Annotated in this window: 10 protein-coding genes and 1 tRNA gene; 6 read left to right on the forward strand and 5 right to left on the reverse strand. The window is 47.7% G+C overall.

From position 1 onward, the window contains the following. Positions 1-117: 117 nt before the first annotated feature. The 5 genes from lon to Q4A14_RS01865 all read left to right on the forward strand — a co-directional run bounded on the left by lon (position 118) and on the right by Q4A14_RS01865 (position 7,065). Positions 118-2,577 carry an endopeptidase La gene (gene lon, locus Q4A14_RS01845; protein ID WP_303169580.1) on the forward strand — a complete coding sequence of 820 codons (2,460 nt, stop codon included), beginning with the start codon at positions 118-120 and terminating at the stop codon, positions 2,575-2,577. 512 nt (positions 2,578-3,089) lie between these two features. Further along, a tRNA-Leu gene (locus Q4A14_RS01850) sits at positions 3,090-3,171 on the forward strand. A 423-nt stretch (positions 3,172-3,594) separates the two neighbouring features. Next, positions 3,595-5,763 carry a DPP IV N-terminal domain-containing protein gene (locus Q4A14_RS01855; protein WP_303169525.1) on the forward strand — a complete coding sequence of 723 codons (2,169 nt, stop codon included), beginning with the start codon at positions 3,595-3,597 and terminating at the stop codon, positions 5,761-5,763. Next, positions 5,760-6,674 carry a lipoyl synthase gene (lipA, locus tag Q4A14_RS01860; RefSeq protein WP_303169526.1) on the forward strand — a complete coding sequence of 305 codons (915 nt, stop codon included), beginning with the start codon at positions 5,760-5,762 and terminating at the stop codon, positions 6,672-6,674. Before Q4A14_RS01855 ends, lipA begins: the two co-directional genes overlap by 4 nt. A gap of 145 nt (positions 6,675-6,819) precedes the next feature. Then, complete coding sequence (locus tag Q4A14_RS01865; RefSeq protein WP_303169527.1) at positions 6,820-7,065, forward strand: hypothetical protein; 246 nt, start codon at positions 6,820-6,822, stop codon at positions 7,063-7,065. Positions 7,066-7,627: 562 nt separating this feature from the next. Here Q4A14_RS01865 and tpiA read toward each other — a convergent pair. The 5 genes from tpiA to Q4A14_RS01890 all read right to left on the reverse strand — a co-directional run bounded on the left by tpiA (position 7,628) and on the right by Q4A14_RS01890 (position 11,790). Further along, entirely contained in the window at positions 7,628-8,389 is a 762-nt protein-coding gene (tpiA, locus tag Q4A14_RS01870; RefSeq protein WP_303169528.1) for a triose-phosphate isomerase, read from the reverse strand. A gap of 7 nt (positions 8,390-8,396) precedes the next feature. After that, entirely contained in the window at positions 8,397-9,671 is a 1,275-nt protein-coding gene (locus Q4A14_RS01875; RefSeq protein ID WP_303169529.1) for a BT_3928 family protein, read from the reverse strand. Next, a complete protein-coding gene (locus Q4A14_RS01880) occupies positions 9,668-10,222 on the reverse strand; it encodes a DUF1599 domain-containing protein (RefSeq protein ID WP_303169581.1) in 555 nt (184 codons plus the stop codon). Before Q4A14_RS01880 ends, Q4A14_RS01875 begins: the two co-directional genes overlap by 4 nt. A 32-nt stretch (positions 10,223-10,254) precedes the next feature. Continuing rightward, positions 10,255-10,995: a dipeptidase PepE gene (gene pepE, locus Q4A14_RS01885; protein ID WP_303169530.1), complete on the reverse strand. Its 741-nt coding sequence runs from the start codon at positions 10,993-10,995 to the stop codon at positions 10,255-10,257. Between the two features lie 312 nt (positions 10,996-11,307). Continuing rightward, the gene (locus tag Q4A14_RS01890) at positions 11,308-11,790 is read right to left on the reverse strand and encodes a Dps family protein (RefSeq protein ID WP_303169531.1); all 483 of its coding nucleotides are present in this window, start codon (positions 11,788-11,790) and stop codon (positions 11,308-11,310) included. Positions 11,791-11,925: 135 nt separating this feature from the next. Here Q4A14_RS01890 and Q4A14_RS01895 point away from each other — a divergent pair, with 135 nt between their 5' ends. Then, complete coding sequence (locus Q4A14_RS01895) at positions 11,926-12,864, forward strand: hydrogen peroxide-inducible genes activator (protein ID WP_303169532.1); 939 nt, start codon at positions 11,926-11,928, stop codon at positions 12,862-12,864. Positions 12,865-12,916 lie beyond the last annotated feature (52 nt).

Below are 12,916 nucleotides of genomic sequence, written 5' to 3' on the forward strand. Positions count from 1 at the left end.
GAGTATACTTACTCCACGCTCAATGACTTTTTGAAATACAGATATTAGATGAACTTAGATATTTTTTTGGAAGAAGACACCCTGAATCAGGATGATCTGACAGGTGGTATGACGCCAATGATCTTTCCCGAAGACATGGACATGGACCTGTCGGAAGGACTTGACAGCCTGCCTGAAGAACTACCTGTCATCCCGCTGAGAGATATGATACTCTTCCCCGGGGTGATGCTCCCTGTCATGGTGGGTCGCGCCAAAACTAAAAAGTTGGTGAACCAACTCGGTAAAGCCAAAAATAAACACGTCCTCGTGGCGGTACAGAAGGAACCGGAGACGGAAGACCCGGAATTTGAAGACCTTGTCCATGTAGCAACGATAGGAGAAATAGTGCGAGTGATGCAGGTACAGGAGGACATCCTCACCGTCATCATTCAGGGTAAGAAGCGTGTCGAACTGACAGGATTGACACGGACAAATCCTTATCTCTTCGGTACTTATCGCCTCTTGGAGGACAATAAACCCGCAGAGGATGACATAGAGTTTCAGGCCCTGATCTCCACTCTCAAAGAGAAATGCATAGCCATCCTCAGACACAGAGGAGATCTGCCTCAACCCGTACTGCAGGCAATAAAGGGTGTAAAAGACCCTGAAGCCATGCTCAACTTTGCTTGTACCAATTTCCCTTCCGATATGGCTGAGAAGCTCTCTCTGCTCATGATCGGAGACCTCAAAACAAGGGCTTATCGCATGCTGACAAGTGCCAATACTCTGCTCCAACTCTTTGAGATGAAGCAGATGGTACAGCAGAAGACCCGCAAGGAATTGGACAAGCAACAGAGAGACTTCTTCCTCCAGCAACAACTCAAGGTCATCAAGGACGAGCTCAATGAGGGCGATGAGGACGATATCATCGAACTCAACAAAAAAGCCCTCCACAAAAGATGGTCAAAAGAGGTAGACCAGGCGTTCAAAAAGGAGATAAAGAAACTACAACGAATGAACTCCCAGTCGCCGGACTACAGCATACAGATGCAATACTTGCAGACCATGCTCGATCTGCCTTGGGAGGAGACGACAGAAGACAACTTCAACATACCTAACGCAGCCAAGATACTCGACAAGGATCACTTCGGACTCGAAAAGGTCAAGGAGCGTATCCTCGAACACCTTGCTGTCCTCAAGCTCAAGGGAGATTTGCGTTCGCCCATCATCTGCCTTTACGGCCCTCCGGGGGTAGGTAAGACTTCTCTTGGGCAGTCCATAGCCTCAGCTCTCAATCGTAAGTATGTGCGTATATCTCTCGGTGGTCTCCATGACGAGGCTGAGATACGAGGACACAGACGTACCTACATCGGAGCTATGCCGGGCCGTATCATCAAAGGATTTATCAGAGCAAAGTCCGCCAACCCTGTCTTTGTCCTTGACGAGATAGATAAGCTGGCTCAGGACTACAAGGGAGACCCTTCGTCTGCCCTTCTTGAGGTCCTCGATCCGGAACAAAACAACACATTCCACGATAATTACCTTGACCTCGATTACGACTTGAGCAAGGCTCTTTTTATAGCTACCGCCAATAATATAGGAGCTATACCGGGTCCTCTCCGTGATCGTATGGAGATGATCGAAGTGAGTGGCTACATCCTCGAAGAAAAAGTAGAGATTGCGCACCGACACTTGTTGCCAAGAGCGTTGGAAAATCATGGACTCTCCAAAAAGAACGTCAAAGTCAGCAAAAAGACTATTGCCGAACTCATCGAGCGATATACACGAGAAAGTGGTGTCAGAGAGCTTGAGAAACGTATAGCATCGCTCATGCGCAAAGTGGCAAAGAGGGTAGCCGACATCACCGATAACGGAGGAGAGATGCCCGTCTTTACCATCAAACCTGAAGACCTCAAGGATTTCCTCGGAGCACCTAAACATACTCGTGACCAGTATGAGGGCAACCAATACGCAGGAGTCGTCACAGGTCTTGCATGGACATCCGTAGGCGGTGAGATACTCCTTGTGGAGAGTGCCTTGAGTCCCTCCAAGAGCGGCCGTATGACCATCACCGGAAATCTCGGAGATGTGATGAAGGAGTCTGCAGTCCTTGCTCTCGAATACGTCAAGAGCCATGCCAACGTGTACGACATCCCGAAAGAAGTCTTCGACTACTGGAACGTCCACATCCACATCCCTGAGGGAGCGATCCCCAAAGACGGTCCGAGTGCAGGTATCACTCTTGTGACTTCCCTCATCTCGACATTTACCCAGCGAAAGGTCAAGTCCTCCATAGCCATGACCGGAGAGATCACTCTTCGTGGCAAGGTACTCCCTGTGGGAGGTATCAAGGAAAAGATCCTCGCAGCGAAGCGTTCAGGCATCAAGACCATCATCCTCTGCCAAGAAAACCGCAAAGATATAGAGGAGATCAAGGATGTATATATCTCCGGGCTTGATTTCGTATACGTCACAGATATCAAGGATGTCATCGCTCATGCTTTGACAGAAACAAAAGTCAATCATTCGGTGGATTTGATGAGGCACGTCAACCAGTTCAAAAAGCAAAATGAAAAAGACAATGCTTCGAGTAACTAAATAATTGACTAAATATACAAACAGAACTTAAAAGGCTGTGCAAAAAGTTGTTTGCACAGCCTTTTTTCGTAAAAATGCTATACAAAAGGCTTTTTTGAATAGAAAAAATTTGGACTTAGTTCATATTTGTTTATATTTGTCATGACACATGTTAAAATAGAGCAATAATACACTGAGAATGCTTAAAGACGACTTCCAAGTCGTTGATTGAGGGTAGACATGCCGTGAGGCAGCTCAACTCTTAATAATAATGATTGATGTTTTAGATTGATTTGTTTCATGGAGTTAGGGAGCTTGAGAAAGAACCCTAACTCTTTTTGTTTTTACTCTCGGGATTATCTGTGCCCATCCATGACACTCCGGAGGTCCAAGCCCGGGATCACAGCCTTCTAAGCTGTGGGTCCATACAAGGCAGACTCCCCCGCCCTACCCGATCCGAAAACGGATAAGTCGTCAAACTATTGTCAGATAGCTATATTTTATTTACCTTTGCATCGATAAACGAAAGCCATGCCCAGATGGCGGAATCGGTAGACGCGCTGGTCTCAAACACCAGTGGAGCAATCCATCCCGGTTCGATCCCGGGTCTGGGTACAGATGAAGGCTGATAACCAATAGGTTGTCAGCCTTTTTGTTTTGTATTCGGGAGGATGAGACTGATCATGGAAAGGGCTCGAAACAGAAGGTCTCGACTCTTGGAGAGAGATAATCAGGAAAGCAAAGCAGGTGATCGGACAAAGTAAAGAAAGGTCGAAATCAAGTTGTCTAACTTGTGATCGCAAGTTAGACAACTTGATGAATCACCTTAGACGACTTTTTTGGGGCTGTCAGAGTCCGAAATTATTTGCTTTGACACGGACAAAAAAAAGGGAATCTGAGGAGGCGGTCTGGGCGGTAGCTTGTCCGAGCGATCCCCCCACCCTTTGAGGGGGCGTGGGAGAGGACACTTTTTATATCCCTCTGTGATTGGCTTATTTAGTCGGGATATGTTATCTTTGTTCAACCAAACTAATAGATATGAACAGTTTAAGATACCTTTTACTCTCTGCTCTACTGAGCAGTTCGGTGTGTGTTGCTCAGACGACCACGCCCAAGAGTCCTACTATCCAAGAGATTACGAGTGGAGTATTTGCAGCCAAAAGAGCAGGGAACGGATTTCGTTCGACTGCCGATGGCAAGCACTACACCATATTGAGTCAGGACCACAGTGCCATCGTGCGTTACTCGTATGAGACGGCAAAGGTCGTCGATACGCTCTTCAACTGCAAGACAGCTCGCGAATGCGACTTCAAAGACATCGAAGACTACCGCATCAGCGACAACGGTCATCACATCATCCTCCTCAGAGAGACAAAACCCATCTACCGCCGCAGTCGCAGCTATACAGCTTACCACTACGATGTGCGCCGCAATATGGTCAAGCCTCTCGCAACGACCGCAGGCAAGGTGCGCATCCCCACCCTTTCGCCCAATGGTCGTATGTGTGCCTACGTGATAGACAACGACATCTATATCAAGAAGTTTGACTACGACACAGAGGTTCGCGTGACGACAGATGGCAAGATGAATGCCATACTCAACGGTGTCACGGACTGGGTCTACGAGGAGGAATTGTACACCATCGGACTGATGGAGTGGAGCCCTGACGGAGCTTTCCTCGCTTTTGTACGTAGCGATGAAAGCAAGGTCAAGACCTTCGACATGACAATCTTCGGCAGGGGCAACTACCCCTTCAACTACGTGTACAAGTACCCTAAGGCGGGAGAAAAAAACTCTGACATATCGATCAAACTCTACAACGTAGACAATCGTGACACAAAGGACATCAAACTCCCTGAAAAAGAAGAGTTTTATATTCCTCGTATGGACTTCTGCAACGAAGCCCTCTACGTCTTCACGCTCAACCGTCATCAGAGTATATTCAAGGTGTACAGCGTCAATCCCAAGAGCTTCGTAGCCAAGGTGTGGTTGCAAGACAGGGACGAAAAGTACATCGACACCGAGTGGGTGAGACAGTTGACGTTTGACAACCGGGGAGCACTCTATGTCAATGAGTCGGACGGTACGGCACAGATCTACAGATATGACAAAAACGGTACTCTCGCAGGCAAGGTCACCAAGGGAAAGAGCGATGTGGCTCACCTCTATGGTGTGACGGCTGCGGGCGAACTCATTTACTCCCTCGCATCCCCTACTCCCGGCGACCGTGTCATCATCGCACAGGACAAAAAGGGTAAGCAGAGATACCTTTCGCCCAAGAGTGGTGTCAGCTCCGTTGTTTTCAGCAAAGACATGAGCTACTACCTCCTATCGCACTCATCGGCTACCGAAGTGCCAAGCTACAAGATATGCCGCACTCGTGATGCCAAGGAGGTCAAACTCCTCGAAGACAATAAGGACCTTAAGAGCACCCTTGGACGATACGATATACCTAAAAAGGAATTCATGATGCTCAAGACTGCCGAAGGCATAGACTTGTGCGCGTGGATGATCAAGCCTACCAACTTCGATCCCTCACGTCGTTATCCCGTCGTGATGACTCAGTACAGCGGTCCGGGCTCTCAAGAGGTGGAAAACAAATACGAGACCGATTGGGTCGTAGCCATGGCACAAGAGGGCTTCATCGTCGTCTGTGTAGATGGTCGCGGTACGGGCTTCCGTGGCAGAGAGTTCAAGAAGGCTACTTATCTCAACCTCGGTATCCTCGAGAGTGACGATCAGATAGCGGCAGCCAAGGCTCTTGGCAAACTTCCATACATCGATGGCAACCGCATCGGTATCTTCGGCTGGAGCTTCGGTGGCTACAACGTGCTCATGTGTATGACTCGTGGCAATGGTACGTTCAAGGCCGGTGTATCTGTCGCTCCTCCTACAGACTGGCGTCTCTACGACACCATCTACACGGAGAGATATATGCGTACACCCAACGAAAACCCAGAAGGCTACCGCCGGACCTCTGTCCTCACCCATGTCAAGGGACTTCAGGGCAAGCTCATGATCATCCAAGGCTCGGCCGATGACAACGTACATATGCAGAATACAATGCTCTTGACTGAAGCACTTGTCCAGGCAGACAAAGACTTTGATATGATGACCTACACCGACAAGGATCATGGCATACATGGAGGAAACTCTCGTAACCACCTTTTCCGCAAGGTTATAGGCTACTTCAAGACCAACCTATGATCACAGGAGCAAAAGCCAATACCAAACCCCTGCGCAAGCCCGACTGGCTCAAGATAAGCATCCGCAGTACGGACAACTACTCGCACACCTCGGAGACCCTCACCACGGGAGGTCTGCACACGATATGTGCCAGTGGCCGTTGTCCCAATATGCATGAGTGTTGGAGCCGCGGTACTGCCACATTTATGATCTGTGGCAACGACTGTACGAGAGCATGCCGTTTTTGTGCGACAAACTCCTGTGCGAAGCCTGCCCCCGTGGACCCTCTCGAGCCGAAGCGTCTGGCAGCGAGTGTGGCTCAGATGAAGCTCAGATACGCGGTCATCACCTCTGTGGACAGAGACGATATGGATGACTACGGAGCAGGGCACTGGGCAGAGTGTATACGAGAGGTCAAGAAGAGATGCCCGGATACGAAGATAGAGGTACTCATACCTGACTTCCAAGGTGATCCGGATTGCCTCCAAAAGGTGCTGGACACACGACCCGATGTAGTGGGGCACAACCTTGAGACCGTGCGTCGTCTCACACCTACAGTACGTCACAGAGCCACTTATGACACGAGCATGAAGGTGCTGCGCACCATTGCGGAGCGTGGATTTGTCGCCAAGACAGGTATCATGGTGGGTCTGGGAGAGACTCCGGAGGAGGTCAAGGAACTGATGAGAGACTGTGTCGCCAATGGCATATCGACCCTCACCATAGGTCAGTACCTGCGTCCGTCGAAGCGCAATATAGAGGTGGTGGAGTATGTGCATCCCGACCAATTTGCCGAGTACAAACGTATCGGTGAAGCTCTCGGGCTTACCCATGTGGAAAGCGGTCCTCTCGTGCGCTCCTCTTACCATGCAGACAGCCAGTTCTCAAAGGCAAAGGAACAAAAGAGTTTGAGAGACCTCGTGAAAAAATAACGCCTACAAGACAAACACCCTCAATGTGCACTGCATCGAGGGTGTTTGTTTCTTTGGATCAAAAGATAAGACAGAAAGGATAAGAAAACACTTATCCATCTGATAAATAATAAAATAAGTAACAACTCAAATACATCGAAGACTTATGAAATGTTCGGTCGAACTCAGTTATTATCCCCTTACCGATGACTTCAAGCCACATATCCGTGCTTTCATCGCCGACCTTCAAAAGCATGACAACATAAAAGTCGAGCCCGGCAGCATATCCACCCGTGTCTTCGGCGAATATACGGAGGTGATGAATATCCTCACAGAGGCTATGGGACGTGCTTTCAAAGGGCCTGCGGCAAGCTTTGTCATCAAGGTGCTCAACCTCGATAGGGACAAGTAAACCTCGGCATCGAGTCTGTAAACAATTTTTTCCACACGTCAAGGTACATCTATAGTTGTATAGATAGCTTTCCGGGCGCGTAGAAACGATTGTTTTGGCATTCGGGTAAGACTAATCCATCACAGACGAAATAAAGCGCCATAAACACAAATAAAAGGCCTCTAAAGCTTTCTTCGGAAAGAATAGGGGAAGATAAACAGAAGATAGAGTCCGATATAGCCGTTATATCGGACTCTCTCGTATCTACGCCTCCGTTTGGATAGATGCAGGATAAATGCTCGGGAAAGAGATAAACAACCCTCCAAATAGATATGCTTACCTTGATGCATCGAAGCAGGCAACTTTTTTCGGAATCTTTCAAATCTGAATCACAAATGGGATCACGAGTAGGATAGCATGGGATAAAGATCCGGAGCAAAAATGACAAGGAAAAGGAGAAAGTCTGCTTAGAGTAGGGGGTAGGCGGTTTTTGAAACAAAAAAACTCCGGACGGATGAAGCGTGACAACCATAAGGTCATCCGCTTTCATCCGTCCGGAGTTATCGCTTTTGTCTACTTGTGTTTACTTGTCGAAGGCCTCGATGATGGGCAAAAACTTATCCGCAGCGAGAGCGGCACCACCGATGAGTCCGCCGTCTACGTCAGTCTTTGAGAAAAGTTCGACAGCATTGCCGCCGTTGCAACTTCCCCCGTAGAGGATAGAGCAGTCTTGGGCTACGGATTCGCCATACTTCTTCGCCACAGCCTTACGTATGTAGTCGTGTATCTCCTGAGCCTGATCTGCAGTGGCAGTCTTGCCTGTACCGATAGCCCACACAGGCTCGTAAGCAAGGATGATCTTGCGGAAATCGGCCTCAGAAAGTCCGAAGAGAGATTCCTCAACCTGACGACCTACGACCTCAAAGTGCTTACCTGCTTCGCGCTCTTCGAGGACTTCTCCGATACAGAATATAGGAGTCAATCCATTGTCGAGAGCCAGTCTCACCTTCTGCGCAAGGGTCTCATGACACTCTTTGAAGTACATACGTCTCTCGGAGTGGCCGAGGATGACATGAGAAACTCCTGTCGATGCCACCATGGCAGCCGACACTTCGCCGGTATATGCTCCTTTGTCGTAAGCAGCACAGTTTTCCGCAGCTACCTTGATAAGTGAGCCTTTGACAGCCTCTACCACAGAGGTAAGGTGCGTAAAGGGAACTCCGAGGATGACTTCACAGTGAAGCGTCTTGCCCTCTACGGAAGCTCTGACATCCTTGGCAAGTTGGATACCCTCAGCGAGGGTAGTATTCATTTTCCAATTTCCTGCTACAATATTCTTTCTCATACTATTGTCATTGAGGTTTATAGGTTGAAACATTCTTTTTCTTGAAGACAATGAGGAGGAGAAGTACCAAGGCTGCGATACCAAAAGGTATAAATCTCATTACGGCAGATTTCTTGACGGCTTTGATACTCTTCTCTGCATCGAAAGGATTGGAGGTAAACTCCTCTTCATCGAGGAGGCGGGAAATCTTGCGATCGGCAACTTTACGAATCAGTACTCCGTCCTTGATGATGAGTAAGGCGGGATCTGATCTCACCACAGTCTTCATGATCGTGGGATCCATGTGGTACATCCCGGAAATATCTCTGAACGACCACAGAGGATCGTCATAATCCTCCGGCATAGGAGTACCCATGGCTATGTACAGGGATCCCCCGGTGTTGAAAGCAAGTTCCGATAGAGCCTTCAGACGCTCTTTGTCCTTGAATACACGGGTCTCACAATCCTTTGCCACACAGTAGATAAACATCGATGACTGAGACCTCATGAGCTGAGCGGAGACATCTTTGCCTCTTTCGTCCGAGAGTACAAAGTCCGCAGGAGTCACCTCTACACCCGCCGCAGCTTCGTTAGAAGCATCTCGGACATATACCCAAGTCGAGTCTACCTGATCAAGCTCATTCATCGCGAATATGTGCTCTTCGCCACCTTTGCTGTAGACGAAGCGGAAGTTTTCGGGATCATCCTTGTGAGCTTCCTTGTACTCCTTGGCTTCGAGGATTGATGTCCCTACCTTGAACGGTCTGAAGTCTATAGCCGGAAGATCGATAACGGTGACAAAGAGAAAATTGGCCATCACGAGCACACATCCTATCACTGCGAGCTTTCCCCTGCGGAATAGTATGAGGGGATTGACGTAAGCGGAGTAGTGTAGGAGGATGAATGCAAGTGGTAGGAGTATGACATTTTTGACGAAAGTTGCCTCATTGCTGATCTTGAAAGCATCACCAAAGCAACCGCAGTCGCTTATGGGATTGCGCACCATTATGTACAGCGTGAGGAGCGTCATGAGGGTCATCATCACCGTTGCGAGTGCCCCCGTCACCCTGCGCCATATCCCCAAAAGGATGGATATACCGATGCCAAACTCAAAGAGACACAAGCCCAAGGCTATGGCCAAGGCAAACCATGAAGTCATCGGCAAAGAGGCCGTAGCAAAGTACTCCTCTATCTTTATCGCCGTACCCATAGGATCGATGGACTTCATCAGTCCTGAAAAGATGAACAGTAAACTGAGAACGGTCCTCGATACCCATACGAGTATACGTATGCTTCTTTTCATACTTTGCCTCCCCTCTCTTCGTTGAGTCTTATGAGTGCAAAGACGGCATAATTGATCATATCGAGATAATTGGCATCTATACCTTCGGAGACACTGGTCTGCCCTTGATGATCCTCTATCTGTTTGGTACGGAAGACCTTGGTGAGTATCATATCGGTGAGCGAAGCTATGCGCATGGAGCGCCAAGCCTCATCATAGTCATGATTTTTGGACTGCATGAGGTCTTTGGCCACTTCCGCATATTTGTCGTACCACTCGAGCACATGAGGTTCGTCAGCTTCGGGTTGTTCGGTATATCCCTTTTCGAGCTGTACAAGCCCCATGATGCCGTAGTTGATGATGGCAACAAACTCACCACGTATGTCATCTCCCACGAGACTCACTCCCTTGTCCTGTATAGAACGTATCCTGTTGACTTTGATAAAGATCTGATCGGTCATGGAAGTAGGGCGCATGATACGCCACGAAGCACCATAATCCTTCAGCTTGGCGACAAAGAGGGCACGACACTCCCTTATCACTTCGTCGTACTGTCGGGATGTCTCAGAGATATGAGCCATAAGAGTATAGGATGATGTAGATATTACTTGTTACGTGTGCACTCGCCCATATCAGGCTTGGTCATGAGGAAGTTCACATCATCGGATGGAGACACTTCATGAGGCTCTTCGCCCAACAAGAAGAGGCGAGCCGTGTGATCTCCCACGAGAGTCAACTTGCCTCCGACATAGAACATCCTCGAACCTTCTCTAAGTCCTACGACACACACACCCGGATTTGCGACAAGGTACTCACGGATACGTTGTTCTCGAGTCTCTCCACCGTGACCTTCGGGATGAGCATCGAGGTAGTGAGGATTGATCTGGAAAGGCACAAAGTTCAATGCCTCAAAGCTCAAAGGCTCCACGATAGGCATATCATTGGTAGTGCATATAGTAGGGCAAGCCACATTTGCACCTGCGCTCCAGCCCACATAAGGCACTCCTGCTCTGACACGTTCACGGATGGCATTGAGGATACCCGACTCCTGCATCATCTTGAGGAGGCGGAAGGTATTACCACCACCTATCATGATAGCTTTGGCTTCAGCTATGGCACGCAAAGGCTCGTCAAAAGTATGTATACCTCTTACCTTGACTCCGTGTGGAGCGAGGGCGTTGTTGACCTTTGCCACATAGTCGTCAAAAGTCATCGTGACACCTGCAAAAGGGATAAATACCACATCTCCCTTGGTATCTCCAAGATGACGAGCTATATCTGCTCCGGGCTTTTCGAGATAAGTTTCACCCGGTGATGCTGAATTGCTGATAAGTAGTAGTTTCATGTCTGTATATGGTTATTTGGTTTGTTAGTAATTACATAACTTCCACAAATATAACTTTTTTCCCCCGAAGCAACGCCCCAACACATACCCATATTGTACAGAGATGTCACCGAGATACTCATAATCACCCATAATTTATATCTATTTAGGGTGGTAAATAATATGACTACACCGCTCTGTATATACAAAAGCCCCTCCGCTATCCAACACGGACAACGGAGGAGCATGGTTTAATAAAGCGATTATAAATGAGTGTTGTTTTCTATTGATATTCCTTACCTTTTAGTATATCCTAATATTTTGTTCTATGTCTTACTTCTTGAGGAACGCTGTAAGCATCCACACAAGTTTTTCCTGACCTGCGATGTATTCTGACATCATACCTACTGTGACATCATCACCATTTTCAGTTGCGAATCCGAGGATTTCTCTCTCGATGCGGATAAGTGTAGCTACATAGTCAAGAAGGTTTTCAGAGATTTTGTCAGCGCAAGTGATTACTTCCGACTGCTTCATTTCAGATAGCTTTTCGATCTCGCTGTAGATACGTACAGGTACACCACCAAGTTGTAGGATACGCTCTGCCACTTCGTCGATACGCTCAGCTTCTGCGTCGTACATCTTTTCGAGTTCAGAGTGGAAAGTAAAGAATGACTTACCCTCTATATGCCAGTGAAAACCTCTGAGGTTAGAGTAATAAACGTGAAGTGTAGCTGCAAGCTTGTTGAGCTTCTTGTTCATTTCCTGTGCATAGTTTGCATCAATGTTGAGAATTGAAAGAATGTTTGTGTTCATAACTGTATATGTTTTTAATTATTACTACTATTATCTTTTTGTCTGATGCAAAGGTAAATCATAACATTCTTGTATACAAACTATAATATCTATACCTTTATAGACGTTATCTATATATAAACGATTTGTAGCGCTATGAACATCCAACAACTCGAGTATTTACTAGCTTTGAGAAAATACAGACACTTTGTAAAAGCTGCCGAAGAATGTGGTGTCACCCAACCCACTCTGAGTGCCATGATAGCCAAACTCGAAGACGAACTCGGTGTCAAGCTCCTCGACAGATCTACCCAACCCCTCTCTCTCTCACGCATAGGCGAAAGGGTAGCCGACCAGGCTGTCAAAGTACTCCACAACATACGTGGTATAGAGGGGATAGCTGCCGAAGAAAAAGATGAAGTGAGCGGTACTGTCACCATCGGTATATTGCCTACGATAGCACCTTTTTTATTGCCTATACTACTCCCCATATGTCGCAAAAATATGGGTAATATAGACATAAGGTTTGTGGAACTCACCACATCTCTATGCGAAGAAGGTATCAAAGACGGATCCGTAGACCTTGCCATAATCGCGGGAGACCTGAGAGGAGACAAACTCATCACACGTACACTCTACTACGAAGAGTTCATCGGATACGTCAGTCGCAACGAAAGCCTCTTTGCCTCCTCCTTCATACGTAGCTCTGAGATAGATCCGCAAGCCCTTTGGCTACTAGACGAAGGACACTGTTTCCGTAACCAGTTGATAAGGTTCTGTGACTTCAAAAAGACACATCCCAAACGTATCAATTTCACCCTCGGAGGTATAGAGACCTATATGAGACTCGTCGAAGCAGGACATGGTATCACCTTTGTGCCCGAACTCGCCATCAATACCCTTAATGACAAACAAAAAGAGCTCCTCCGGAGATTTGCCATACCTCGCCCCGTACGCCCCGTGATGCTCGCCTATCATCCCACATATGTACGCTGCAAGGTCATAGAGCACATATCCGAGCTCATCCTCAAAGCCGTACCCGAAAAGATGCACACCATACACAGGGATCAGACCCTCGCCAATAAGTTCAAGTAAAAAGGTAGGAGAGACAAAGAGTCTCTCTTATTTTTTTATCTGTAAATCAGTA

The organism is Porphyromonas sp., from assembly GCF_030529325.1.
Classification (GTDB): Bacteria; Bacteroidota; Bacteroidia; order Bacteroidales; family Porphyromonadaceae; genus Porphyromonas_A.

Excerpts from the sequence above, each read along its gene's own strand:
- lon (WP_303169580.1), top strand. The coding sequence starts at position 118 with ATGATCTTTCCCGAAGACATGGACATGGACCTGTCGGAAGGACTTGAC.
- Q4A14_RS01855 (WP_303169525.1), top strand. The coding sequence starts at position 3,595 with ATGAACAGTTTAAGATACCTTTTACTCTCTGCTCTACTGAGCAGTTCG.
- lipA (WP_303169526.1), top strand. The coding sequence starts at position 5,760 with ATGATCACAGGAGCAAAAGCCAATACCAAACCCCTGCGCAAGCCCGAC.
- Q4A14_RS01865 (WP_303169527.1), top strand. The coding sequence starts at position 6,820 with ATGAAATGTTCGGTCGAACTCAGTTATTATCCCCTTACCGATGACTTC.
- tpiA (WP_303169528.1), bottom strand. The coding sequence starts at position 8,389 with ATGAGAAAGAATATTGTAGCAGGAAATTGGAAAATGAATACTACCCTC.
- Q4A14_RS01875 (WP_303169529.1), bottom strand. The coding sequence starts at position 9,671 with ATGAAAAGAAGCATACGTATACTCGTATGGGTATCGAGGACCGTTCTC.
- pepE (WP_303169530.1), bottom strand. The coding sequence starts at position 10,995 with ATGAAACTACTACTTATCAGCAATTCAGCATCACCGGGTGAAACTTAT.
- Q4A14_RS01890 (WP_303169531.1), bottom strand. The coding sequence starts at position 11,790 with ATGAACACAAACATTCTTTCAATTCTCAACATTGATGCAAACTATGCA.
- Q4A14_RS01895 (WP_303169532.1), top strand. The coding sequence starts at position 11,926 with ATGAACATCCAACAACTCGAGTATTTACTAGCTTTGAGAAAATACAGA.